Below are 24,070 nucleotides of genomic sequence, written 5' to 3'. Positions count from 1 at the left end.
GAAGAAAGCGAGCGGAAGCGCACTCTCATAATCCGCTGATTTACCGCAGAGTTCACCCCACCCTCCGTCCTCCTCGGGCTTGACCCGAGGATCCACGACGGCCCATCGGCAGCGGGCATGGATTCCAGGCTCAAGGCCTGGAATGACGGAGATTGGGGTGCGCTGGTGCCACACTCGCCGCTGGCGCATACGATGTTGTCTCGCACCAGATCGCGAGGTTTTCGCTAGTCCAACAGGTACTTTCGCAGGAAGGCGTGAACGCTGCGGATGGACTTTGGTGCGGCGTCGGGATTGTATTTTTCGATATGTCCCAACACCTTTCTTCCCACGGCGAATTCCGGCGCATCGAAATCGTGGTACGTGCCCTTGTAGATATTGAGCTCGATCGGCGGGCTGTCGTCACTCAGCCGGGCAAGCCTCTTCCGGCATCGTTCCGTCGGGCTCCAATTGTCCCGGTCGCCCGTCAAAATCAGGATCGGCACCGTCGCATCGCCCTGGGTTGCCGCGCAGACCGGGTAATAGGCAACCGCCGCCCTGAATTTGTGATCCATCAGCTGTTCATTGCCTTCGATTTTTGTTCCCTCCAGGGTCGCGGTGCCGCCGGCCGAAAAGCCCATCAGGGCGACGCGCTGCGCATCGACGAAGCTCGATTTCGATAAGAATTCCAAAGCGCCATAGGCGTCGAAGACGCGATCGGGGAGGGAACTTTGACACGCATCTGTGATGTTGCGGGTGGTGAAGCTATCAACAACAAGCACGACGTAACCCCAGGAGACCAGCCGTTTCGGCCAAAGCTCTTTGACGCTCAGACGCATGCCATCGCAGCCATGCAGGACGACGACCGCCGGGAAAGGGCCATCGCCCTCCGGGCGGGATAAATATCCCTGCAATGGCGTGCCCTGCGGTTGAGCAAGAATTTCTCCTTGTTCCGCAGCCTTGCGTATTCGCAATGGGCTTAGTTTTGCAGGAACGCTTTCGAACCGCACCAATTCGTCGGCATCAGCCGGGTTTGCCGGGAGCGTGACGCCGAGGAAAGCGGCAAGGCAAAGAACAAATCCCGCGGTTTTCACTGACGCCTCCATCGTTTGACCGACGGTCTGCTATTCTACGCCGGAGCCGAGGGTTGGCAAAGCTGGGCCCTTGATCACCCCCTGACACGTCAGTTATGACTACTGTAAATCCACGCTGCGAGATTTGAATTCAGAGGTGATGTCGACAAGCAAGTTGGCGCGCCCCTTCGAACGATGGATCGCTTAGAAAGCGGTCATTTCTGAAGTCCGGACAGCTTCCTCAGATCGTCGTTGATCCTGCTCTGCCATCCTTTTCCACCTGACCGATAATGGTCGATCACATCGGGATCGAGCCGGATGGTGATGGTCTGCTTCGTCTGTTCGAGCGCCGGCCGGCCTCGGCCTCGGCGCACTTCGTCGACATGGTCGAAAAACGCTTTCGGCAGGACTTCTGCCGCAGGGCGGGCCGATGCAAGCTCTTCGTCGGTCAGTTCGGGGCTGTCGACGGCATCCCAGTCCTCTTTCGAATAGCCATTGCCGGGCTGAAATTTCGTCCTGACTGGATATTTTGCGGTCATGGAAGCACCTTCCTTTCCTTATTGCTGGCCGGGCGAAAGCTGATGATCGAAACGGCCTCGCTGCCGAGCAGCGCATAGATCACGACGGCGGTTCCGTCTTCATAATAGCCGATCGCCTTGAAACGACCGTCGCGGCTGCTGGTGATGACGGCATTCCTCCAATCGAAGAGATAGACGTCGTCGAAATCGAAGCCATGCTTCTGAAGATTGGCGATCCTCTTGGCTTCGTCCCAGGTCATTTTCATAATTTGTATGTACATTAATTTGCGGCGTCATGCAAATAAATGTACGTACAAAAAAGCAATTTCACTACTTTTTGCCGAACCAGTGTCGAAGAGAATTTCTACGCTTGAAAGCGCTTGATCATCGCCCAACCGATCGTTTAAAACTACCGTAAATCCAAGCTGCGAAATTTGAGTCCAAAGGTGATGTCGACGGTCAAGGTCGGCGCCGCCCGTCGAACTTATGCGCTGTTCGCCACGCTTGCGAACCGGTCAGCGGCTGAACCGCCACCGCAGATTTGCCGCGGAGCTTACCCCTTGCTCCGTCATCCTCGGGCTTGACCTGGCTTGACCCGTTGGCCTCCATTGGCAGCGGGCATGGATCCCAGGCTCAAAGGCCTGGGATGAAGGAGGGTGGGGAGCGCCTTTTGCCAAATCTAGCTAAGCAGCGCGTCATGCGGCCGTGCCGGCAAGCCCACCCCTCACAAGGAGGACCACAATGGACCCTTCGATTGCTCCGGCCTCGCGGGCGGTTGTGGTGACGCCGAATGATAGTGCGATTGTTGGCGCGCGAGCGCTCTATATCGGCACGGCGGGTGATGTGGCGATTGCGCTGCAGCGGGATGTGGATCCGGTGATCTTCAAGAGCGTGCCGGCCGGGACAATCCTGCCGGTGCATGCGGCGATCGTGGCGCTGACCGGGACCACGGCATCGAATATCATTGCGTTGTTCTGAGCTTCAGAAGCGGACCCGATGGGCAGACCGACCAAGTTCACCCAGGCGCTGGCCGAGACGATCTGCGAGCGCATTGCCGACAGGGAAAGCCTGCGGTCGATCTGCCGGGATGAGGATATGCCGGCGAAATCGACGGTGCTCTCCTGGCTTGCCGATGACGGCAAGGCGGCGTTTCGGGCGCGCTATGCGCTGGCCCGCGAGATCCTGGCCGACGGCTTCGTCGATGAGATGGTCGAGATCGCCGACGACCGCAGCAATGACTGGATCGAAAAGAAGAACGCCGCCGGCGAGACCACCGGCTGGCAGGAGAATGGCGAGGCGATCCGGCGGTCGCAGCTGCGCATCGCCACCCGTCAGTGGGTGGCCGAGAAGTTGAAGCCTAGGAAATACGGCGCCAAGGTCGAGCTCGAACATGGCGTGACCGGCGAAGTCTCGCAGCTGCTGGATGATATCAATGGCAAGACGCGCGGACTTCCAAACGGCGGTTGACCAGTTTTCCGACTGGCGCTGGCGGCTGAACAACCTCTATTGGATCACCGACAAAGCCGGCCGGCGCGTCAGGTTCGAGATGAACTGGACGCAGATGACGTTCTTCGAGCAGATGCATTATCTGAATGTGCTGCTGAAAGCCCGCCAGTTGGGGCTGACGACCTTCATCCAGATATTCATGCTCGATGCCTGCGTCTTCAACCGGGATATCCGCGCCGGCACCATCGCCCATACGCTCGGCGACGTGCAGACGATCTTCCGGGACAAGGTGAAATACCCCTACGACAATCTGCCGGATGGTATCCGCAATGCCGTGCCCGTCGTCAGAGGCAATCAGACCGAATTGCTGCTTGCCAACAATTCGAGCATTCGTGTCGGGACGTCGCTGAGATCGGGAACGCTGCAATATCTGCATATCTCCGAATATGGAAAGCTGTGCGCCAAATATCCGGAGAAGGCGAGGGAAGTCCGGACCGGCGCCTTGAATACGGTGCAGGCCGGCCAGCTGGTCTTCGTCGAAAGCACGGCGGAAGGCCAGGAGGGGCATTTCTACGCGCTCTGCGAGGATGCCCAGGTCAAGGAGCGCCAGGCAGCAAAGCTGACCGAAATGGACTTCAAGTTTCATTTCTTCCCGTGGTGGAAGGAGCCGCAATATGCGATCGCGCCCGAAGGCGTCATCATCAGCGATGCTTTCGTCAAATATTTCCGCCAGCTCGGCGAACAGGGGATCACCCTGACGGACCGGCAGAGGGCCTGGTACGTCAAGAAGGCCGAAACCCAGCTCGGCGACATGAAGCGTGAATATCCCTCGACGCCTGCCGAAGCTTTCGAGGCAAGCGTCGACGGTGCCTATTACGCCGACCAGATGGCGGTGGCCGATGCCGAAGAGCGCATCGGGGTTTTCCCGCATGTCGAGGGTTATCCGGTCCACACCATCTCCGACATCGGCATGGACGATGCCAACAGCGTCTGGCTGTTTCAGGTGCTGCCCGGCCGGGTCCGGATGATCGGTTATTTCGAGCATACCGGCACCGGCATGGACGGCATGCTCGACGAGCTGGAGCGGCGCAGCGGCGAGCATGGTTATGTCTACGGCGTCCACAACATGCCGCATGACATCAAGGTGCGGGAATGGACGCGCGGCGGCATGACCCGCATCGAAATCATGCTGAAAGAGGTGAGGGCCCGCGGCCTCGGCACGGTCCGCAAGGTCGAGCGCGCCTATGTGCACGACCGCATCAACGCCACGCGGCGCATCCTGGCGAGCGTCGAGTTCGACCAGGCCGGCTGCACCGAGGGCATCAAGTGCCTCAGGAACTACCGCAAGGACTGGGACGAGGATCTGAGCGTTTTTCGCGACGAGCCGCTGCACAACTGGGCTTCGCATGGTGCGGATGCTTTCGGCGGTCTGGCGATCATTTTCACCGGACTGGCGCCCGAGCCTCTGCGGCCCGAACGTAAGCCGCTGCCGACATTCCAGACGATGACATTCAACGAATTTGCCGATTCCACCCCTAGACATAGCGAGCGTGTTTGATGGAAGACGAGATAACGGCGTCAGAGGGTGGAGAGCGGTGGGACCCGGCAAAGGTCGGCGCCCGTTGGCAGCAGGAACTCGAGCGCGCCCAGCGCTATTTCAAATCCTGGCACGACCGCTGCGTCAAGATCGAGAAGATCTATCTCGACCAGCAGTCCGACCAGACGAGCGCGGCCAAGCGCCTTTCCGATGCTCTGGGCCAACACCTCGGTGATGCAGCCGGCCGTCTATGCCCGTGTGCCGCAGCCGGTGGTCGAGCGCCGCTTCAAGGATGCCCAGCCGGTGGCGCGCATCGCTTCGGAGGTCGTCGAACGCAATCTCGCCTATACGGGCGATGAAGCCGATATCGATTCCATCATGCGGGCGGTGCGCGACGATTTCCTGCTCTGTGCCCTCGGTACCGTGTGGCTGCGTTATGAGGCCGATTTCGAGCCGCTCGACATGGGCGTCGAACCCTCCAGCCCGCCGGCTGGGCAAAGTGTTGGCGAGGGCATGCCCGGCGGTGTCATCGGCGAGATGGGCGCCATCGGCGGCCCTCAGCCGGAGGTGATCGCCGACGAGCGTGTCTGCATCGACTATGTCCACTGGTCGGATTTCCTGCATTCGCCGGCCCGCCGCTGGAAGGACGTCACCTGGGTGGCGCGGCGCGTGCCGATGACCGACGAAGAGATGGAGAAGCGCTTCGGCCGCGAGGCGATGACATCGCGCGCGGCAGAAGGTGCTGCCGGTAAAAAGGGCGCCAGCCAGGCGGAGCGGGCCGAAAACGAAGGCAAGACCCATATCTGGGAGATCTGGTGCAAGAGCGAGAACTATACCGTCTGGATCGCCGACGGTTCGCCGGCGGCGCTCGAAGTCTCGGAGCCGCCGCTTGATCTCAACCATTTCTGGCCGTGCCCGCGCCCGGCCTATCGCACGATGTCGACGAGCTCGCTGATCCCGGTTCCCGACTATGTCTATTACCAGCAGCAATGCGACGAGATCGATCTGCTGACCAAGCGCATCAACAAGCTGACCGATCAACTGCGGCTGAAGATCTTCTATCCCTCCGGCGACGGCGCGATTTCGCCGGCGATCGAAAAGGCGATGCGGCCGGAAAACGATATGGTCATGGTGCCGATCCCGGAATGGGCTGCCTTCACCGACAAGGGCGGCTCGAAAGCGATCGTGACGCTGCCGATCGACGAGGTGCAGAAGGTGATCGTTGCCTGCATGGCGGCGCGCAAGCAGCTGATCGAGGATGTCTACCAGATCACCGGCATCTCCGACATCGTCCGCGGCGACACCCAGGCCTCGGAGACGGCGACGGCGCAGCGGATCAAGAGCCAATGGGGCTCGATCCGCATCCGCGACCGCCAGGCCGAGCTGGCGCGTTTTGCCCGCGACATCATCCGCCTTGCCGGCGAAATCATCTGTGACCAGTTCCAGCCGGAAACGCTGATGCTGGTGAGCGGCATCAAGCTGCCGACAATGGCTGAGAAGCAGCAGGTGCAGATGCAGGTGCAGCAGATGCAGATGGCGGCGCAGCAGGCGGCCATGCGGGCCCAGCAGATCGGCCAGCCGGCCCCCGAAATGGCGCCGCCCGAAATGCCGCCGCAGCTGCAGCAGATGATCCTCTCGCCTTCGATCGACGAGGTGGTGCAGCTGCTGCGCAACGACAGCATTCGCGGCTTCCAGATCGATATCGAAACGGATTCGACGATCGAGCCCGACGAGGATGCCGAAAAGCAGCGCCGCATGGAATTCGTGCAGATGGTCGGCGGCTTCATGCAGCAGGCCGGCGCGATGGCGCAGCAGAGCCCGATGCTGGTGCCCGTGATGGTCGAGACGCTGCTCTTTGCCGCCCGCGGCTTCAGGGCCGGCCGTCAGCTGGAGAGCACGCTGGAGCAGGTGGGCGCCCAGCTTTCCCAGGCGGCCAGCGCCCCGAAACCGGAGTCGCAGCCGGCACCCGGCGAGATGATCAAGCTGAAGACGGCCGAGGTGAAGGCGGGTGCGGAACAGCGCAAGGCCGAGCTCGGCGTCGCCGAGGCTGAGATCGAGCATCGCGCCACGATCGAGCAGGCGCGCGGCGAAATGGCGGCGCAGGCGATCGACCGGATGCGCGCCGCGCAGTCCCTCTACCAATAAGCGTGCGGGAGAAAAGCATGAGAGAACGCTATTGCCGCGTCTGCGGCGGCTGGCACCAGCTCGACCAATGGCCGCAGTATTGCCTGCCGGCGCAAAACCCGGCGCAGTCGGATCTGCCGGCGCCGCATTTCGTCAGCGACAGCATCGATATCCAGTCGATGCATGACGGCCGGCATTACACCTCGAAAGCCAAGTTGCGTTCAGAGTACCGCGCGGCCGGCGTGGAAGAAATCGGCAATGAAAAGCCGCAGCCGATCGAGAAGCCGAAGACGGATCGAACGGCGATCCGCAATGAATTGCGGCGGGTACACGCCGAATACAACGCCTGAACCGGGCATCAATCCCCGAAATAGGAAACTTTCCCAATGGATATGGAAGACCTGAACGAGGCCGACAACGGCAGCGAAGATTTTGGTGCGTTCGACGACAAGCCAGTGAGTATCCGCGACAGCCTGAAGGCGGCGATCGACACCGTCGAAGGCAATGGGCCGGACGACCTCACGGCCCAGCCGCGCGACGGCGAAAACGGCCGCTTCGTCGCCAAGGGGCAGGAGCAGCCCGCAGCAGCGGCAAAGGCAGGGCAGGCGCCCGCGGCAAATGCGGCACGGCAGACGCCGGAGATGCAGGGCCGCGAACAGCCCGCAGCCATCGGCAGCCGGGTTCCGCCCGGCTGGTCGGATCATGGCGCGTACATCGTCCTGCTGCGACGCGGCGATCGATACTTACTCAGCCTGGGTGTCGCCCTCACGCGGCGGCTGCTGGCCCGGTATGCTGGAATTGCCAAGCACGACGCTGACAGTCCAGGCCGGCACGGACGGCGTTGCGACCTACAACGCCATCACCGTGGCGGATGCGAGCTTCCTTCGAGCAGAGCAGACCATCAATCTCTATTCCGGCCTCGATGGCGTCGCGCGCCTCAGCACACAGGTCATCGCCGGCATCTCCGGCAATGTGATCACATATCAAGGCACGGGCGCGGTTGTGATGCCATGGGAACGCTCGTCCGCCCGGCCGCGTCGATCGGGGAAAACACGCCTGCGTCCATGGTGCACCCGCAGCCCGTTATGATTGACCGCATCGTGGCTGGCATCGCCCAGTCCGAAAAAACGAAATTCGTAACCTAGAGGCACCCAGCATGAACACGTCTGACTTCGACCCCCGGCTGCATCAGCAGATGGGGGAACTGCTCGCAGAGGTCCGCAATCTCAGGGATGCTTTCCGGCAATCGGAAATCAAATCCGACAACAGCCGGTCGCAGATGCATGGCCGGCTCGATCTGCTCGTCGATCGCGTTGGCAAGGTCGAAGGCACTGTCTCCGCGGTGCAGGAGGATATTTCGGAAATGCGGCCGGTGACGGATGACGTCCGCCGGTGGAAGCTTATGGGGCTGGGCGCGCTCGGGATCGTCGGGATCGGGGCCTCCGCGCTCACCTTCATCATCACCAAATTTGGGGCGTCTGCTGCCGGGTGGTTTGTCGGAAAATAGAGGCAAAGGCTCGCTGTAAGCTGACCATTGCATTTGCTTCCGCGGCACGGGAGCCAAAAAAAGCCCCGCCGGGGCGGGGCAGTTTGACAAAGACGGATCGCACAGGAGGAACACCCATGCTTTCCTGCTAATATAACGAATGAGGGAGCGGTTAGGTTCCGGTACAGTGTCGTATTGAGGATATTCCGCTCGTCGCACCAGCCATTCCGCTGCCCGGGCGCCCATGTCTGCGCCAACCCTTCTCTGCCAGGTGGTCGCGCCAGCAGTACGGCAATCCGATCGACTCGGATCAGGAACCGACGCTGCTCTATTTGCGTCCTGAGTGAATCGAGCCCTTTAAATTTTAGACTTTGCTAACGAACAAATCCGCATCGTGCTGGTTCTTCTTTCAGGAGGAAACAGTCATGAAGAGCATGAACAATCGCCAGGTTCGCATTCCCGGTCCGCGGGAGCATGATATTGCAGAACATTGCCGCAAGTTCGGGATCGGTCCGGCCGAGGAGAAGAAGCTGAAGAAACTTCTCGGGTCCCATGCGCCGCTCCACGAGATCCAGGCCAACGCTTCGCCGCGCCAGCCGCGGTGGCGGTAGCGGGCGACGACGCGTCAAGCCGAGCCCTTCACGCCGCGTTACGGCGATGATTTAAAGATTGAGCGGAGTGAGCAATGCCCGCCAGGACCAGGGACAGAAATCCCGTCGGCGGGCTTCCGAGGTGAACGATAACATGCTTACGCCGCTTCATTCGCTGAAAGCCCCGCTCTAGCGGGGTTTTTGCTGGCAATATGATGGAGATTTCATTTTCGCTGGGGGAGAGTCATACCAGTCTAGCGATTGGAATATAACAGGAACAATTATCGCTTGTTCCTCCAGCAGATGTGCCCGTAGGCGGGTGATTTTCAGCCCCGTTTCCGCTGGAACTTCCGACAGGTACCGGCGTTGTGGCCGACGGACCGTGCAGCAGGTCTCGTCTCCTGTACCACTGCTGCTACCCCTGCAGATGCTGTGCGGTCCACTTAATCCCTGCGATGATGCAGGCGGCTTGCACCAGAGTGTGCACCTGCGGCTCGCCCGCGCGGGGCGCGGGCGGGGCAAAGCCCAAGTGAACGGGATGATTTTAAGCCGACCCGGCCTAAAATCATCCCGTTCTCAATGAACGAGCTGGAGCATGATGTTGTCCGAAAACGGCGCGCACTTTTTTCGGCATCAGCTCTGATGGCGTGGCTGCCGCGACAGCATGAGAATGTAGTCGTCGGCGATATCGGCAATCACCATCGCGGCTTCCGCCGGCTGATAGCCCTTGCCGACCGCCTCACCGACGATCTTCATCACGGCCGATTCAAGCGCTTCCCGGCAGTCGGGAAGAGTTTCGACATGCGGGCATTCGGCACGAAATTCCAAGACGTTGTTCATCGCATACCCTCCATTTGATCTTGCTCGGTCCCTCTGCATGAAAGCCGGCCTCTCCGCTAAGAGGCCGGCCAGGGGACGAACTGCTTCAGGAACCAAAATGTTTTCCTGAAGATACGATGGCATAGGGCTCGATCTATTCAAGCGCATGCTGATATTAAGGTAAGCCAGTAGGGTTAATTCGTCCGCCGAGATGCCTGCTTCAGGCGCTGATGCGGCGGCCGGCCTTGTCTGCCTCTTTGCGATTGGCACCATATTTTTCGATGATGACCTTGGCATCCTCGTTGGAAATGCGGTGTTTCTTGGCGAAGTAGATCACATCATAGGGTCCGTCGGTGCCGGCGGCCTTCTTCGGTTTGTCATTGGTCATGATTTTTCCTTTCATGGAAATGTTGAGCTGAATGTCGCGCCCTGTCGGGACGCGCCAGCTTGATGCCGAAATGTGTCAGCGGTTTTCGAGCGGCATCCTCATCGAGGAGAGCCGCATCACGTCAACGTCAGCCCGAATTGGCTTCGTTCCCTGTTACCGATGAGATCTGGCGGTCGTATGTTTTTCCCAGATCTGCGTTGCCTGCGCCGCGGTGCCGGTCTCGTGGAAGCGCAACAGGTGAAGTCCTTCGGCCCTTCGTTTTTCGTCGAAGGCGCTGTTTTCGTAGTCGGCGCCTTCGACGATGCTCTCGCTGTGAAGAACGGCCTTCAACTCCCCGACGAAGTGTCCGGTGATGTTGAAAAGCGCTTCATTCTGAGGTGCCTGGTTCATTATAATCCCTTTGGGTGTCGCGTCCCATTAAACGCGCAATGCCGGTTCGGCAGCCGCGTTGGTAAAATGCATCAAGCAATCCGCGCCCCTATGGGAAGGCTGGTATCGGACAGCGCTTAGCCGTGTCTATCTGGAGTTCCATATATGGTGCAGCGACGCCGCCCTGCAAATCGAGGAATACGGCGCGGCAAGTCAGAAGCCTGCACCTTAGACCACTTGCCTCGCCGATACCATGCCAATCGGCGAGACCGAAATATCGTCGCGCCGGCTTGGAGTTCGCTTTCCAGATTAAGGCAAGCGATCCGGGTTCCCGCCGTTTACCGCAACGAGGCGCAGATGCGTGGTGGTCTTGCCGCAGGGATGGCGGGGCTGGAGGCCGGTGAACACAATGGTTTCGCTGAGCATCGCTTCGATCAGCTTCAGGCGGTCGAGTTTCCTTCTTTGATTGTCGTAGAGCCTGTCCAGTAGCGCGTAGGCCGGTCCTGCCGGGCTGCCTTTGAGCTCGAGTGTCCTGATGATCATTTCCTGATGGGTAATGCGGTGCGCGGCCTCGACGATATGGCAACGGGCGAGCTTCAGGTCTTTCGGGCGGTATCGTGTGGAACCCATATGCTTTCCCCCTGTCTCATCCGGCAGCAGCAGGACGATGGCCGTCTCTGCTCGCCGCATTCCAGCGATCAGCGAAAGTCTTCGGCCTTGAGCGTCAAGTTGTTACCGCGCCGATGCTGATAAGCTCTCGATGCGGCCTCCTGAATCGAAGAACGCGCGGCATCGAAGGCATTGAGGTATGCGGCCTCGGAAGAACCCTGCTTGATCGCACTGCCAAGTGCTGCTTCTTCGACCAGAAATCGAACCTCGAACATACCATCATAACCGATAAAGCGGACACCTTTTCTCGCCTCGTCGAAACTGCGGCTTCTGTTGGGAAAGGTAAGTGCCATTTTGCTGATCCTTTGGTGAGCGCCTGCCATCTGCGAAACCCCGGCGCAGGCCCATCGGCCAGGCGCAAACCGTGCGGCAGATGGGCGATCCGTCTCTCCGGTGATCTATGGGAGCCCGCTTTCACTCAGTGCCGATGGCTCTTTGGCGGTCGCTTCACCGTTGAACCGCATGATGCGTATCTCCTGCCTCTAAAAATGGGTCCCGCCGCGGCGTTATCAATGGCGGCCGGCGAGGAAGTGCGGTGAGGGGGAAAAGGGCGTCGCCAATCCGATGCGATAAACCGCAGCGGCCACACCGGCGGTTTTAAGCGAAAAGCCCGCTTCAAGCAGGCTTTTCGTTCTGCGGCGAGTTCAGGCGATCGTCAGGCCGCGGCAAAGGGCACTGCGACGAAGGTTTTGTTACCAGGCGCGGCCGTTCAGGCCGCGGTAAAGGGCACTGCGACGAAGGTTTTACTACCGTCGCGTTCGACGAGCAGCAGCACCGACTTGCGGCCTGATTTACCGGCCTCGGCAATCGCCGTCTTGGCGTCGCGGCTGTTGTGGACCGGCCGATCGTTGACCGAGACGATGACATCGCCCGCCTGAATGCCGGCGGCCGCGGCCGACTTGTCGGGATCGACGCTGGCGACCACCGCGCCGCTGACCGAGCGTGGCAGGTCGAGCTGCTGGCGCATGTCGGGCGTCAGCTCGGCAAGGCCGAGGCCGAGGCTCGGCTGACCGCTGCTCCAGCCCTTGTTGTCCGGGCTTTCGGCGGCGGCTTGTTTCTGGCCGTCCTCATTGCCGCCGACGGTGACATTGAGATCGATCACCTTGCCTTCGCGCCAGATGCCAAGGGATTTTTTGGCGCCCGGCGAAAGATCGGCGACCAGCCGCGACAGGTCCTTCGGCGTCTTGACGGTCTCGCCGCCGACCGACGTGATGATATCGCCCGGCTTCACGCCGGCATGGGCCGCCGGCGTATCGGCGGTGACGGCGGCAACCAGTGCGCCGCCTGACTTGTCGAGGCCGACGGCATCGGCGACGTCTTTCGTCACCGGCTGGATCTGTACGCCGAGATAGCCGTGATCGATCGAGCCGTCCTTCTGCAGCTTGGCGACGATATCCTTCGCCTCGTCGGACGGAATGGCGAAGCCGACGCCGACACTGCCGCCGTTCGGCGAATAGATCGCGGTGTTGATGCCGACGACATTGCCGCTGCGGTCGACCAGCGGCCCGCCTGAGTTACCATGGTTGATCGGCGCGTCGATCTGGATGAAATCGTCATAGGGCCCGCTGTGCAGGTCGCGGCCGCGCGCCGAGACGATGCCCGCCGTCACCGTGGTGCCGATGCCGAAGGGATTGCCGATCGCCAGGATCTGGTCGCCGAGCTTCAATTTATCGGAATCACCCCAGGCAATGGTCTGCAGCGGCTTGGGCGCCTCGATCTTTAAGACGGCGACATCGGATTTCGGGTCGGTGCCGAGCAGCTTGGCCGGCAGTTCCGTGCCGTCATCGAGCGTCACCTTGATGTCGACGGCCTTGTCGATGACATGGTTGTTGGTGACGATGACGCCGTCCGGGCTGATGATGAAGCCGGAACCCAGCGCCATGGCCTGCTGCGAAGGCCGGCTTTTCGGCGCCTGGCGCGGCAGCGGGATCCCCTGATCCTCGAAGAACTGGCGGAACTGCTCGTCCATCGGCGAATCCTGTTGGTCCGCGCTGACATCGGTCGCCTTCATCGTGGTGGTGATGGTGACGACGGCAGGCTTGTCGGCATCGACGATCGAGGCGAAGGAGCCGCTGGCTGCGAGAACGCCGCCGGCATCGGCCGGTGCGGCAGAGGCGTTCGAGGCGTCGATGGTGAAGGGCAGGCATGCCGCGCCGGCGATGATGGCAGCCCCGATGAGGGCTGCGGCGCGATGCTTGCGGAGGATATGTGGGATGTGTGACATGGGGCATGGTCCCTTGCGAGAGCGTTGTGTGATGGCGTCGGGGTTCCATGTCTTGGGACCTGGCGTCGGATGGCGTTCGGCGCCAATTCATCTCATCGCAGCGCAGTCGTGGGGTGGCGACCGGGCGAATGCAAGAATTCGCGCTCGGGATTCATATGATCGCGGCCGGTGGATTTACAAATTAAATATTGATCATGTTTATATTGCCGATTTGTAAGACATGACTGGAACACCGCCCGCTCGTATTTCCCGCGATACGATCGAGCGGCTCTTCCCACAATTTATTCGTGGATTCTGTTGCTAATTTAAAACGTTAGTAGACTCTAAATTATTTATTCTTCAGAAAGCAAAGGCCGCGAATCGAGGGTTGGTGAGTCTCGCGGGCAGCATTTGAGGAACAATGAACAAGTCAGTGGGGCCGGGGCGGACCGCCAGGCGGGGCGCGCAAGTGAAATTGACCGATGTGGCGAAGAAGGTGGGTGTCAGCCCCATCACCATTTCGCGCGCGCTTCGCAATCCCGGGATCGTTTCGGACGATCTGCGCGAGGTTATTCTGCGCACGGTCGACGAGATGGGCTATATTCCCAATCTTGCCGCCCGGGCGCTGGCCGGCCGCCACAACGGCGTCATCGGCGTCATCACGCCCGCCTTGCACCAGTACGGTTTCACCGACCTGATGATCGGGATCGAGGATCGCTTCCGCGACACCGAATTCACCCTGCAATATTCGAATACGCTGCGCCATGCCGAGGGCGAGGCGGGGCTGCTGAAATCTTTCCTGACGCAGAAACCGGCGGGCGTCATCATCGCCGGCGCCGAATCCTATCATAATCTTTTGCCGCTGATCGAAGGTGCGGCCTGTCCCATCGCCCATGTTGCCGATCTCAGCCAGGAGCCGCAAACGCTGGTCGTCGGCCTCGATCATTATACGGCTGGCGCCGAACCCACCCGTTTCCTGTTGTCGAGGGGCTATAGGAAGATCGCTTTCATGGGCCGCGGCGCCGATGTCCGCTCGCGCCGCCGCATCGAAGGCTATGAGGCGGCGATGCGGGAAGCCGGGTGTTTCAACCCCGATCTCATCATCGGCGGCGATGCGGCAAGCCGCACCGGCCTCGGCAGGGAGCTGTTTTCGCTCCTGTTGCAGCGCGTACCCGATCTCGATGCCGTCTTTGCCCAGAGCGACGAGATGGCGCTCGGCGTGCTGATCGAATGCAAGGAGCGCGGCGTCCGCGTGCCGCAGGATGTCGGCATCTGCGGCTTTAACGATCTGGAATTCTCGGCCTTCACCGAGCCGTCGCTGACGACGGTGCACATTCCGCGCTACGAGATCGGCTACCGCGTCGCCGACATGCTGCTGCGCGCCGTCCGCGACGAGCCGCCTGATGACGACAAGGCCGACTTGGGCTTTACCATTATTGCGCGCGGTTCGACGCGGTAATTTGGTGCGTGCCACGACAATAGACGTGGAGCCGAGCCTTGCGGAGGCCTGCACTGGGCGCAGTCAGGATTATTCCGTATAAGGACCGGATGACAACCACTGTGCTGAAAAATGGATAAGGCGGGCCTGTCATTTGACAGAATGCGCACCTTTGTTCGCGTCGCCGAGCGCGGCAACCTGTCGATGGTCGCAAGGGAGCTGGGTGTCGGCCAATCCACCGTGACGCGGCACCTCACCGAACTTGAGGAGGCTGTCGGCGTGCCGCTTCTCAGCCGCACCACACGACGCGTCACCTTAACCGAGGAAGGCAGTCGCTATTATACCAACTGCCTTCAGATATTGCGCCTGGTCGAACAGGCTGCTGAAGAAGCCAGAGATGCGCGTCAGGCCCCCGCCGGCGCAGTTCGCCTTTCCTGTACGGCAGCGCTTGGCGTCATGCATGTCACGCGGATGATCTTCGACTTTCAGGACAGGCATCCGGACATCCGCGTCGACCTCAACCTGACGGACGAGCGTATCGACCTGGTGCGCGAAGGCGTTGACGTGGCGCTCCGTCTTGGACCTCTCGCCGACAGCACAATGAAACTTCATGCGCTCGGAGAGAGCCAGCGGCTGCTGGTCGGCGCTCCGGCTTATTTGTCCGCCATCGGGCGGCCGGAGCGCCCGGCCGATCTGTCACGCTACGAAACCGTCGTGATGTCCAACGTCGCAGGCAGCAATCAGCTCCTTCTTTCCTCCCCCGATGGCACCAGCCTGATGGTCCCTGTCAGCGGTCGGCTGCGAGTCGATCACGGGCTCGCGGCGCGCGAAGCCCTTGCCGCCGGACGCGGCATTGGCCCTACCCATCTCTGGCTGATTCACGATCTTCTGGACGACGGCCGGCTCGAGGTCGTGCTTGGCGACTATCGGCCTTCGCCGGTGCCGGTGAGCCTGCTGATCGTTCCGGAGCGTGCAGCCATTGCCCGCGTTCGGCTGCTCGTCGACTTTCTTGCCGCTGAGATTTCCAAACTGCCGGGAATCCGGAAATCGTAAGCGTTTGTTTTCAACCATGTCGCGCAAAAGCGCTGCCGCGCTTTTGCGCGACATGGTTCAACCTCCGAAAGACCGCTTGTCGCCGCGCCACCCCGTCGTCCGCAGAAACTGCTCCCAGTTGAGCGTCTCGGGATTCAGGCGACGGCTCCATTCGAGATCGTGCTCCTTGCCGAAATAGCCATACTCGACAGCATATTCGACCATCCCGAGAATCTCTCGAACGAGAAATTCGTTGGCGGAAAAATCCGGAAAATAGTGCAGCAAGCCGTCTCTGGTGAAAGCATTTCGATACTCGGCCTTGAGGCCGGTCACGCGTTGAAAAGTTTCGACCATCTCCCGCGGAGAAATGATATCGCCGACGATCGGCAGCGTTTTGCCGTTGTAGCGCTCGGGGTTCGAGAAGATTTCGAGGACAACAGGCCCGGTCGCCGTCAGCGGATCGACAAAGGGTGCTGCGAAATCTTCCGGCAGATAAATCGGCAAGAGCAGGGTGTCGCCTTCCATGCGCGGCGCATAATACTCGAGAAGATTGGTGTAGAAGAATGCCAGCATGATGAAGGAATGAGAGATCGGCAGGCCGCGAATATAATCTGCAACGCGCGCCTTGTCGGTGAAATGCGGCGCATATTTCGTCCCACCGGCGATCTTGTCGACATTCTCGAGCGTGCTGAAAACAATGTGCCCGACGCCGGCCTCCGCGGCCGCATCCGCCAGTTGTCGGCCGAGAGGAGCCTCGATCGTCTCCGGCGGGGCGAGCGGCGGCGTCATCAGAAATGCGCCATCTGCGCCCTTGAATCCAGCAACGAGTTCCTTCTGACGGCCGAGTTCGAGAGGCACCGTGGCGATTTCAGCGCCGAGTTTCTCCAGACGTAGAGCTTCGGGCGAATCCTTTCTCCGGGTGAAAGCGCGGACACGGAAACGTTGGCTCTCAAGAAGTGTCGCAACGACACTGCGCCCCTGTTTGCTGGTTGCACCGGTAACCGCGATCAGCGGCTTACTGTCTGTAGACATGGCTTCATCCTTTTCCCTGTCATTCGCCGCCCGATCGGCGGCGTCGTTACAAGCCAGGGCCGTCGGTCCGTGCCGATAGCCCAGCTTTGACAGCGGGTACCTTATCGAAACAGCTTCTTTTGATGTAGATCGCTGAAATGCATAAGATAATGCCATTTTATGGATAAGTGCCCCGCCAGCGCCGAGACAAGCAGGCAGCCCATACCGCGCTCCGATATCGGCTAGCGCGTTGCCGACATCCGCTGCGCGCCGTCCGCGACGAGCCGGCTGAACGGGGCGAGGGGACGTGCCCTGCGAGAGGGTGGCGGGGGACGGAGAGGTTGCCGCCTATCCCCTTCGCCCCGCAAGCGGGGAGAAGGTGGCGGCAGCCGGATGAGGGGCAGGTCGGCCCGCTTAGATATCGCTGGCAGCGCTCGACCAGAGGTCGGCCGCTTCGGCTGCCGTCATGCGGCGCACCTCGGCCTCATGGCTGCGGCTGGCGAAGAGTTCGCTGGCCATGATCTGTTCGGCGAGATCGGCCGGCAGCGAGAGGATGACGCGGCCTTCGCCGTTGTGCAGGCCGCCGAGTTCGGTGCGTTTGCCGGTCACCATGCCGCCCGCGACCGTATTGTTGGTCTCGGGGTCGATCAGGATGAACGAGCCGGACAGCCGGTTCTGCTCATAGGGGTCGAAGATCGCCGCTTCGTCGAAAACCAGGCGCACTTTGCCGATGGCGTTCATGTAGAGCCGCTGGGCGGCGTTCCAGGTGCCGGTCTTCAATTCGAGCTGGCTGAGCGGCTGCACCTGGACGCGCTGGCGGCGGCTGCCGCTCTTCAGCCAGTAGCGCTTGCCGGGCTCGATGCCCTCCGGCTGCAGCGCGACGATCTGCGCGTCGAAGGCAAGGCCGACCTGCGGCTGAGCGTCGATCGAGACGATCATGTCGCCGCGCGCCACATCGACCTGGCGATCGAGCACCAGCGTGATCGCGTCGCCGGCAACTGCAGCATTGCGCACCAGATCGAAGGTGACGATCTTGGAGACATTGGCGACCATGCCGGACGGCAGGATCATCACGCTGTCGCCCGGCTTGACCGAGCCGCCGGCAACCGTGCCCTGATAGCCGCGGAAGCTTTCGCCCGGACGTGACACGCGCTGGACGGACAGGCGGAAACCGACCGTCTGCGACGAGCGCACGGTGGCAAGCTCCAGCGTCTCTACCAGCGTCGGGCCGCTGTACCAGGGCATGGCGGTCTGGCCGGAATAGACGACGTTTTCGCCCTTCAGCGCCGACATCGGAATGGCGGTGATCTGCTTGACGCCGAGCGACAGCGCAAATTCCCGGAATTCATGGGTGATCTTGTCGAAGCCGGCGCGGTCGTAGGCCGTCAGGTCGATCTTGTTGACGGCGAGCACGAACTGCTTGATCCCGAGCAGCGAGGCGATCGTCGCGTGACGGCGCGTCTGCTCGAGAATGCCGAAACGCGCATCGACCAGCAGGATGGCGAGATCGGCGGTCGAGGCGCCGGTCGCCATGTTGCGGGTATATTGCTCGTGGCCGGGCGTATCGGCGACGATGAAGGAGCGCTTGTCGGTCGAGAAATAGCGATAGGCGACATCGATGGTGATGCCCTGTTCGCGCTCGGCCTGCAGGCCGTCGAGCAAGAGCGCGAAGTCGGGCAGGCCGAGATCGTTCTGCTTGCCGGTGGAATCGCGCTGCAGCGTGGCGGCCTGGTCTTCCTTGACCGCCTTGGTGTCCCAGAGCAGGCGGCCGATCAGGGTCGACTTGCCGTCATCGACGCTGCCGCAGGTGATCAGCCGCAGCGGGCGCGTGTCGCGCTGGGCCTTCTGCGGCTCGGCGGCGGGCAGGCTGACGACGGTGGCGGCCGAGACGGCGGTTTGGGCTGCGGTCATCTCAGAAATATCCTTCACGCTTCTTCTTTTCCATGGAGCCGGACTGGTCGCGATCGATAGCGCGGCCCTGGCGTTCGGACACCGTTGCAATTTCGAGTTCGGCGATCACCTCTTCGAGGGTGGTCGCCTGGGAACGGATGGCGCCGGTCAGCGGGAAGTCGCCGAGCGTGCGGAAGCGGATCATGCCTTCCTGGCGCACTTCGCCGGGCAGCAGCTCAAGGCGCGGATCCTCGGCCAGGATCATCATGCCGTCGCGTTCGACGAAAGGCCGCGTCTTGGCGTAATAGAGCGGCACCAGCGGAATGTCCTCGGCCTGGATATAGCGCCAGATATCGACCTCCGTCCAGTTCGACAACGGGAAGGCGCGCACGCTCTCACCCTTGCGGATCATACCATTATAGACGTTCCACAGTTCCGGCCGCTGGTTACGCGGGTCCCAACGGTGATCGGGGGTGCGGAAGGAATAGATGCGCTCCTTGGCGCGGCTTGCTTCCTCGTCGCGGCGCGCGCCGCCGAAAGCGGCGTCGAACTGGCCGGCATCGAGCGCCTGGCGCAGGCCCTCGGTCTTCATGATGTCGGTGAAGGCGGCCGAACCATGGGTGAAGGGCGTGATGTTTTCCGCCGCACCGCGCGGATTGATATGCTCGATCAGGTCGAGATCGTATTTCCTGGCGGTCTCATCGCGGAAGGCGATCATCTCGCGGAATTTCCAGCCGGTGTTCACATGCAGCAGCGGGAAGGGCACGCGGCCGGGATAAAAGGCCTTGCGCGCCAGATGCAGCAGCACCGAAGAATCCTTGCCGATCGAATAGAGCATGACGGGACGCTCGAATTCGGCCGCAACCTCACGGAAAATGTGGATGGATTCGTTTTCCAGCGCCTTCAGATGCGGGTCGAGCGGCGCCTTGGCGCTCTGCGGGTTGCTGAGTTCCGTATCCGGACGGCTATCGGGCATGTCTTACTCCAGACTGTCGGTCGTTTGCGGCGGCCGCAAAACAATTCCTTGATGTTGGCTTTCCCAAGGCTGCGGCGGTGGCCGCGCTTCGAATTGGGATAGCCGTGAAGTTGGTTATATCGCGGCGATCGCCGCTGCCTCTTCGGCGACATGCAGGCCGCATTCGCGCGTCTCGTCCTGCTCCCACCACCAGCGGCCGGCGCGTTCCGGCTCGCCGGGCTTGATCGCCCGGGTGCAGGGCTCGCAGCCGATGGAGGGATAGCCGCGGGCATGCAGCGGGTTGACCGGCACGCCGTTTTCGGAGACGAAGGCCTTGATCGCCTCGAGATCCCAATCGGCGAGCGGATTGACCTTCAGCAGGTGCCGTTCGGCGTCATATTCGGCAAAGGGCGTCTCGGCGCGGTTGGCCGATTGGCCGCGGCGCAGGCCGGTGATCCAGATCGTGGCACCTTCGAGTGCGCGCGCAAGCGGCTTCAGCTTGCGCACGCCGCAACAGGCATGCCGGGCCTCGACGCTTTCGTAAAAGCCATTGAGGCCGTATTGCGCCGCATAGGCCTCGATATCGGCCTTTTCGGGCTCGTAGCGCTGGATCTGAATATCGTATTGGCTTTCCGTCTCGGCAATCAGCGATAGCGTTTCGGCAAACAGCCGGCCGGTCTGCAGCGTCGCAACATCGATCGGCAGGCGATGCGTGCCGATCTCGGCGGTAATCACCTGGTCCTCGATGCCGAGCGAGGTGGTGAACACCACGCGGCCGCCAAGCCCGGCGACCAGCGACAGACGTCCGGCCAGGTCGAGACCCGCCAGCCTGTCGTTCAGCGCTTCGGCTTCAGCAATCGGCCCTTCTTCCGCAATCTTATTGATAACAGTCATGAGAATCCTGTCCTTTGTTGACCGGAGTATCGCAGTTCGATCCTGGATCGGACAGAAAAAGGGATTTCGAAAGCTGCGGCCGGAGGAGCAAATATCTCTCCGAAGCTGCCGCAATGCAAAAAAAAGCCGCCCGAGGACAGAAATCCTCGCGAACAGCTGGTATGTCTATAAAAATAGTAGAGTTACACGCAGCCTGTCAATCCGAAATTTGAAGTGATGCCGAAAAAGGTGCGGAACGCGCGGTTTAGGCGTAGATTACCGGACGTTGGCCGAGGGCGAAAAACAAGGCCAAAACGCTTATTCCTCAAGGCTTTCTCCGGCGCATTCAAATTCCGTTCATGCTGGTTGTGCCATAGAGGCAAAAGTACTTCCGTAGCGGTGCGAAGAATCGCGCCGCCTGTGTGTGTCGATGGTCTGAGATGATTACGCAAAAGGCGAAATATGCGCTGCGGGCGCTGACGGCTCTGGCTGATGCCGATGCCGACGAACCGGTGATGATTTCCGATATCGCCGCGCAGCAGAAGATCCCGAAGAAGTTCCTCGAACAGATCCTGCTCGACCTGAAACATCACGGCATCGTCGTCAGCCGCCGCGGCAAGCAGGGCGGATATCTGCTGCTGAAACCCGCCCACACCATCACCTTCGGCGAGATCCTGCGCATCGTCGACGGCCCGATCGCGCCGCTCCCGTGCCTGTCGATCACCGCCTACCGCCGATGCGACGATTGCGACGGCGAACAGAACTGCCAGATCCGCCACGTCTTCGCCAAAGTGGCCGACGCTACACGAAAGGTGCTGTTCTCCACAACCATCGCCGACGCCGCCCAGCCCACCCACAGCGCCGAAGTCACCCGGCTGCTGGCCTGATCAGCGCCAGCAGGTTTCTTGAGCACGACGAAACGTCGGCTTGAGCACGACGAACGTCGGCTTGCGATCCCCTGAACCAAGCAATATTCAGACTTGATATTTCACCCTCAGAGGGTAATTTAAGATATGGAGAAACGGAAGGCTCACTATGACCTTGCTGCGGTGATTGCCGTTGTCGCGGAGCGAAAGGCGGCGGCATTCACGAAAAGCGCTCTCGACGGCGGAAGGTCGATGGGACTTACCAGCTCGGAAATGATCAAAGCGGTTTGTGCGCTGAAGAGCCATCATCTCTACAAGTCGATGACGACTTATAACGACAATACCGTCTGGCAGGACGTTTATCACGCCGATACGCCGGCTGGAAAGGCTTATGTCAAGCTGACGTTGCGGGCAGACGGCGCGCCGGAATCCAATTCAAGGAGTTATGACAATGGCGAGGCTATGTGTTTGCTGCGACGCTAAAGGGGAAATGACGTCGTTCTTCAACGAGACCCATCAGGTTACTTTTCGTGATTTGAAAGCGGATGTCGAAGGTTTGTCGGGTTTGCGTTGCGGCGCATGCGGTGAAATCGAGTATGACCAGCCGAGCGCGGAGCGTTATGCTGAGGCTGGTGATGCGCTGGTCTTGGAGGCTAGGCGAATGGTTGGCGAAGATTTGCGCCGCATTCGCAAGAAGCTGCGCATCAATCAGACTGAGGCATCTGCCCTGACAGGTGGCGGGCACAATGCATTCTCTCGATATGAGACAGGAAAAGTCAGCCCGCCGCCTGCGGTGGTCAACCTTTTCCGCATGCTCGAACGGCACCCTGAAGATATCAAGGAACTGAGACGCGCCTAAGTCTACCGTTGTCTCGACGACCGTTGCGGATGCCGCCACAGCGCCGAAGTCACTCGGCTGCTGGCCTGATCAGCTTTCCACCGTTTCCCTGGCGCGCCGGGCCCTGATCGCCGCGGCGACGAAGACGCGTGACAGGCCGTGATAGAGCGGCTCGCGTGAGAGGATGCGCGAGGTGATGTAGCCGATCATCGATACCGCCATGATCGGGATGACGGCCTGGTGATCGCCGGTCATTTCGAGGATGATGACGAAGGCCGTCATCGGCGCCTGCACCACGCCGGAGAAATATCCGGCCATGCCGAGAATGGCTGCAAGGGCGATACTGCTGCCCAAGAGGGAGCCGACCGTGCTGCCGAAGCCGGCGCCGACGGCGAGCGAGGGCGCGAAGATGCCGCCCGGAATTCCCGAAATCATCGACAGGAAGCCGGCAAGGAGCTTTTCCAGGAAGAACAGCAGGGGCAGGGGATTGCCCTCGACGGCGCCCTTCGCCTGGTCGTAGCCCGTTCCGAAGGTCGTGCCATCGGACAGGATGCCGATCACCGCGACGGCAAGGCCGCAGGCCGTTGCCAGCATGACCATCCGCCGCAGCGGCTGCGGATGCGCCCATCGGCGAACATGCTGCCCGAGATGCAGCGCAAGTCCGCTGAAAACAGCCCCCAATGCGCCGCCGCCGATGCCGCAGACGAGCACCAGTTCCCAGTCGCGCACCGAGGTGGGAGCGACCGCGGTGGAGCCGAAATAGCTATAGCTGCCGGCAAGCCCGAGGGCGGCAAGGCCCGAAAGGATGACGGCGGTCAGCACCAGGCCGTTGGCGCGCGATTCATAGGTCCGGCTCATTTCCTCGATCGCAAAGACGACACCGGCGAGCGGCGTGTTGAAGGCGGCGGCGATGCCGGCCGCCGAGCCGGCGAGGATCAGCCCGCGGGCCTGCGCCATGCCGCCGAAGCGGGCGACGGCCAGCATGATCGAGGCGCCCACCTGCACGGTCGGGCCCTCGCGGCCGATCGATGCGCCGCTCGCGAGCCCCAGCACGGTCAGCACGATCTTGCCGACGACGAGGCGCAGCGACAGCAGGCGCGCCCGGTCGTCCGGATCGCGCAGATGCCGCGCGGCGATCGCCTGCGGAATGCCGCTGCCCTGGGCGTTCGGGAAAAACGTCGCGGCGAGATAGGCCGACAGCATGAAGCCGAGCGGGGTGATGACGAGCGGCAGCAGAAAACTCCATTCTCCCGAAGCCGTCACGCCGGCAAAGGCGTGTTGCGCGAGATCCGCGAGCCTGGCGAAGCCGACGCTGATGAGGCCGATCGCAACCGCACCGAACCAGAAAATCAGCCGCGGACGCCAGAGCGAAAAGGAGCCCCACAGGACACGGGATCTGCGAAGAAGTCTGGACTTGCGATAGGACACTGGCATGCCGAGGACCATTTGGGATGACCTCTTCCTAAACCGGTTTGCCGGGAGGGGACCACCTCTTTCTTCAAGATTTGGTGAAATACCTTTTCTTCCCGCCGGCATGCTCCACCTGCCTGCCCATTCGGGTAGGGAGAACATCATGTTCAAAATTTCAGCACAGCGGCTATTGGCTGCGGCCATGCTCTCGGCGGTTTTCGCCACAGGCGCTGCCGCCCATCACGGCTGGTCGTGGGCCGAGGCGGACCAGATCGAGCTCCGCGGCACCATTGAGAAGATCTCGATGGGCGGGCCGCATCCGACCCTCGACATCGCAACCGCCGATGACGGCGTCTGGCGCGTCGAACTCGGCAATCCGCGCCAGACGGAACGCTCCGGCTTCGTCGAAGACGTCGCCAAGCCCGGCGATCAGGTCGTGGCGCTCGGAAATCGTTCGCAGGATCGCAGCGAGAAGCGGATGAAAGCGGTGCGCATCACCATCGGCGAGAAGCGCTACGATATTTATCCCGACCGCATCCGGACGAACTGACCAAGGCGA

Annotated in this window: 26 protein-coding genes and 2 pseudogenes; 14 read left to right on the top strand and 14 right to left on the bottom strand. The window is 61.3% G+C overall.

The annotated features are described in order from the left end of the window. Positions 1-224: 224 nt before the first annotated feature. The 3 genes from RLEG4DRAFT_RS23035 to RLEG4DRAFT_RS23025 form a co-directional block, all read right to left on the bottom strand. Positions 225-1,082 (bottom strand): dienelactone hydrolase family protein, encoded by an 858-nt coding sequence (locus RLEG4DRAFT_RS23035; RefSeq protein ID WP_125869649.1) that lies wholly within the window; start codon positions 1,080-1,082, stop codon positions 225-227. Positions 1,083-1,264: 182 nt separating this feature from the next. Then, positions 1,265-1,588, bottom strand: coding sequence for a BrnA antitoxin family protein (locus RLEG4DRAFT_RS23030; protein ID WP_003580383.1), 324 nt, complete (start codon positions 1,586-1,588; stop codon positions 1,265-1,267). Continuing rightward, entirely contained in the window at positions 1,585-1,833 is a 249-nt protein-coding gene (locus RLEG4DRAFT_RS23025; protein ID WP_037094042.1) for a BrnT family toxin, read from the bottom strand. Before RLEG4DRAFT_RS23025 ends, RLEG4DRAFT_RS23030 begins: the two co-directional genes overlap by 4 nt. A gap of 475 nt (positions 1,834-2,308) precedes the next feature. Between RLEG4DRAFT_RS23025 and RLEG4DRAFT_RS23020 the strand changes: the two genes are divergently transcribed. From RLEG4DRAFT_RS23020 to RLEG4DRAFT_RS22985, 8 genes and pseudogenes are all read left to right on the top strand, one after another. Next, positions 2,309-2,545, top strand: a complete 237-nt coding sequence (locus RLEG4DRAFT_RS23020; protein WP_003580379.1) for a spike base protein, RCAP_Rcc01079 family — start codon at positions 2,309-2,311, stop codon at positions 2,543-2,545. Between the two features lie 18 nt (positions 2,546-2,563). Next, the gene (locus RLEG4DRAFT_RS23015) at positions 2,564-3,034 is read left to right on the top strand and encodes a hypothetical protein (RefSeq protein WP_003580376.1); all 471 of its coding nucleotides are present in this window, start codon (positions 2,564-2,566) and stop codon (positions 3,032-3,034) included. Next, the gene (locus RLEG4DRAFT_RS23010) at positions 3,000-4,571 is read left to right on the top strand and encodes a hypothetical protein (RefSeq protein WP_003580373.1); all 1,572 of its coding nucleotides are present in this window, start codon (positions 3,000-3,002) and stop codon (positions 4,569-4,571) included. Before RLEG4DRAFT_RS23015 ends, RLEG4DRAFT_RS23010 begins: the two co-directional genes overlap by 35 nt. Next, positions 4,571-6,695 (top strand): annotated as a pseudogene (locus tag RLEG4DRAFT_RS23005) (hypothetical protein). The gene RLEG4DRAFT_RS23010 and the pseudogene RLEG4DRAFT_RS23005 overlap by 1 nt, the downstream one beginning before the upstream one ends. 17 nt (positions 6,696-6,712) lie before the next feature. Further along, positions 6,713-7,024, top strand: a complete 312-nt coding sequence (locus RLEG4DRAFT_RS23000; RefSeq protein WP_003580369.1) for a hypothetical protein — start codon at positions 6,713-6,715, stop codon at positions 7,022-7,024. Between the two features lie 36 nt (positions 7,025-7,060). Further along, positions 7,061-7,372 (top strand): annotated as a pseudogene (locus tag RLEG4DRAFT_RS39090) (hypothetical protein); the annotation flags it as partial. A 458-nt stretch (positions 7,373-7,830) separates the two neighbouring features. After that, positions 7,831-8,181 (top strand): DUF1515 family protein, encoded by a 351-nt coding sequence (locus RLEG4DRAFT_RS22990; RefSeq protein ID WP_003580366.1) that lies wholly within the window; start codon positions 7,831-7,833, stop codon positions 8,179-8,181. A 404-nt stretch (positions 8,182-8,585) separates the two neighbouring features. Continuing rightward, complete coding sequence (locus tag RLEG4DRAFT_RS22985; RefSeq protein ID WP_003580363.1) at positions 8,586-8,771, top strand: hypothetical protein; 186 nt, start codon at positions 8,586-8,588, stop codon at positions 8,769-8,771. Positions 8,772-9,383: 612 nt separating this feature from the next. Here RLEG4DRAFT_RS22985 and RLEG4DRAFT_RS22980 read toward each other — a convergent pair. The 6 genes from RLEG4DRAFT_RS22980 to RLEG4DRAFT_RS22960 all read right to left on the bottom strand — a co-directional run bounded on the left by RLEG4DRAFT_RS22980 (position 9,384) and on the right by RLEG4DRAFT_RS22960 (position 13,210). Then, positions 9,384-9,590 carry a hypothetical protein gene (locus tag RLEG4DRAFT_RS22980; protein WP_003580362.1) on the bottom strand — a complete coding sequence of 69 codons (207 nt, stop codon included), beginning with the start codon at positions 9,588-9,590 and terminating at the stop codon, positions 9,384-9,386. 199 nt (positions 9,591-9,789) lie between these two features. Further along, positions 9,790-9,957 carry a hypothetical protein gene (locus RLEG4DRAFT_RS39085; protein ID WP_003580361.1) on the bottom strand — a complete coding sequence of 56 codons (168 nt, stop codon included), beginning with the start codon at positions 9,955-9,957 and terminating at the stop codon, positions 9,790-9,792. Positions 9,958-10,110: 153 nt separating this feature from the next. Then, complete coding sequence (locus tag RLEG4DRAFT_RS22975) at positions 10,111-10,347, bottom strand: hypothetical protein (protein ID WP_003580360.1); 237 nt, start codon at positions 10,345-10,347, stop codon at positions 10,111-10,113. 288 nt (positions 10,348-10,635) lie between these two features. Continuing rightward, positions 10,636-10,956 (bottom strand): hypothetical protein, encoded by a 321-nt coding sequence (locus RLEG4DRAFT_RS22970; protein WP_003580359.1) that lies wholly within the window; start codon positions 10,954-10,956, stop codon positions 10,636-10,638. A gap of 68 nt (positions 10,957-11,024) precedes the next feature. After that, positions 11,025-11,288 (bottom strand): DUF1488 domain-containing protein, encoded by a 264-nt coding sequence (locus tag RLEG4DRAFT_RS22965; RefSeq protein WP_003580358.1) that lies wholly within the window; start codon positions 11,286-11,288, stop codon positions 11,025-11,027. A 416-nt stretch (positions 11,289-11,704) separates the two neighbouring features. Next, positions 11,705-13,210, bottom strand: a complete 1,506-nt coding sequence (locus tag RLEG4DRAFT_RS22960) for a DegQ family serine endoprotease (RefSeq protein ID WP_037094734.1) — start codon at positions 13,208-13,210, stop codon at positions 11,705-11,707. Between the two features lie 409 nt (positions 13,211-13,619). On the opposite strand from RLEG4DRAFT_RS22960, the gene RLEG4DRAFT_RS22955 reads away from it, so the two are divergent. Both RLEG4DRAFT_RS22955 and RLEG4DRAFT_RS22950 read left to right on the top strand, forming a co-directional pair. Beyond that, positions 13,620-14,657 carry a LacI family DNA-binding transcriptional regulator gene (locus RLEG4DRAFT_RS22955; RefSeq protein WP_003580356.1) on the top strand — a complete coding sequence of 346 codons (1,038 nt, stop codon included), beginning with the start codon at positions 13,620-13,622 and terminating at the stop codon, positions 14,655-14,657. 111 nt (positions 14,658-14,768) lie between these two features. Beyond that, a complete protein-coding gene (locus RLEG4DRAFT_RS22950) occupies positions 14,769-15,689 on the top strand; it encodes a LysR family transcriptional regulator (protein ID WP_003580355.1) in 921 nt (306 codons plus the stop codon). A 57-nt stretch (positions 15,690-15,746) separates the two neighbouring features. Here RLEG4DRAFT_RS22950 and RLEG4DRAFT_RS22945 read toward each other — a convergent pair whose 3' ends face one another. The 4 genes from RLEG4DRAFT_RS22945 to RLEG4DRAFT_RS22930 all read right to left on the bottom strand — a co-directional run bounded on the left by RLEG4DRAFT_RS22945 (position 15,747) and on the right by RLEG4DRAFT_RS22930 (position 20,418). Further along, complete coding sequence (locus tag RLEG4DRAFT_RS22945; RefSeq protein ID WP_003580354.1) at positions 15,747-16,700, bottom strand: NmrA/HSCARG family protein; 954 nt, start codon at positions 16,698-16,700, stop codon at positions 15,747-15,749. Positions 16,701-17,093: 393 nt separating this feature from the next. Next, positions 17,094-18,590 carry a sulfate adenylyltransferase subunit CysN gene (gene cysN / locus RLEG4DRAFT_RS22940; RefSeq protein WP_003580353.1) on the bottom strand — a complete coding sequence of 499 codons (1,497 nt, stop codon included), beginning with the start codon at positions 18,588-18,590 and terminating at the stop codon, positions 17,094-17,096. Between the two features lies 1 nt (position 18,591). Then, positions 18,592-19,545 (bottom strand): sulfate adenylyltransferase subunit CysD, encoded by a 954-nt coding sequence (gene cysD, locus RLEG4DRAFT_RS22935; RefSeq protein ID WP_003580352.1) that lies wholly within the window; start codon positions 19,543-19,545, stop codon positions 18,592-18,594. A 114-nt stretch (positions 19,546-19,659) separates the two neighbouring features. After that, positions 19,660-20,418, bottom strand: coding sequence for a phosphoadenylyl-sulfate reductase (locus RLEG4DRAFT_RS22930; protein ID WP_003580350.1), 759 nt, complete (start codon positions 20,416-20,418; stop codon positions 19,660-19,662). A 419-nt stretch (positions 20,419-20,837) separates the two neighbouring features. Here RLEG4DRAFT_RS22930 and RLEG4DRAFT_RS22925 point away from each other — a divergent pair, with 419 nt between their 5' ends. The 3 genes from RLEG4DRAFT_RS22925 (at position 20,838) to RLEG4DRAFT_RS22915 (ending at position 22,122) form a co-directional block, all read left to right on the top strand. After that, entirely contained in the window at positions 20,838-21,284 is a 447-nt protein-coding gene (locus RLEG4DRAFT_RS22925) for an RrF2 family transcriptional regulator (RefSeq protein ID WP_003580348.1), read from the top strand. 126 nt (positions 21,285-21,410) lie between these two features. Continuing rightward, positions 21,411-21,746: a type II toxin-antitoxin system MqsR family toxin gene (locus RLEG4DRAFT_RS22920; RefSeq protein WP_003580346.1), complete on the top strand. Its 336-nt coding sequence runs from the start codon at positions 21,411-21,413 to the stop codon at positions 21,744-21,746. Between the two features lie 7 nt (positions 21,747-21,753). After that, positions 21,754-22,122, top strand: coding sequence for a type II toxin-antitoxin system MqsA family antitoxin (locus RLEG4DRAFT_RS22915; protein ID WP_245277973.1), 369 nt, complete (start codon positions 21,754-21,756; stop codon positions 22,120-22,122). 69 nt (positions 22,123-22,191) lie between these two features. Here RLEG4DRAFT_RS22915 and RLEG4DRAFT_RS22910 read toward each other — a convergent pair whose 3' ends face one another. Further along, entirely contained in the window at positions 22,192-23,535 is a 1,344-nt protein-coding gene (locus RLEG4DRAFT_RS22910) for a chloride channel protein (RefSeq protein WP_037094729.1), read from the bottom strand. A 139-nt stretch (positions 23,536-23,674) separates the two neighbouring features. Here RLEG4DRAFT_RS22910 and RLEG4DRAFT_RS22905 point away from each other — a divergent pair, with 139 nt between their 5' ends. Next, entirely contained in the window at positions 23,675-24,061 is a 387-nt protein-coding gene (locus RLEG4DRAFT_RS22905) for a DUF6152 family protein (RefSeq protein WP_003580340.1), read from the top strand. The last annotated feature ends 9 nt before the right edge of the window (positions 24,062-24,070 follow it).

It is taken from the genome of Rhizobium leguminosarum bv. trifolii WSM2297 (assembly GCF_000271845.1).
This window is presented reverse-complemented; position numbering and strand designations above follow the sequence as displayed.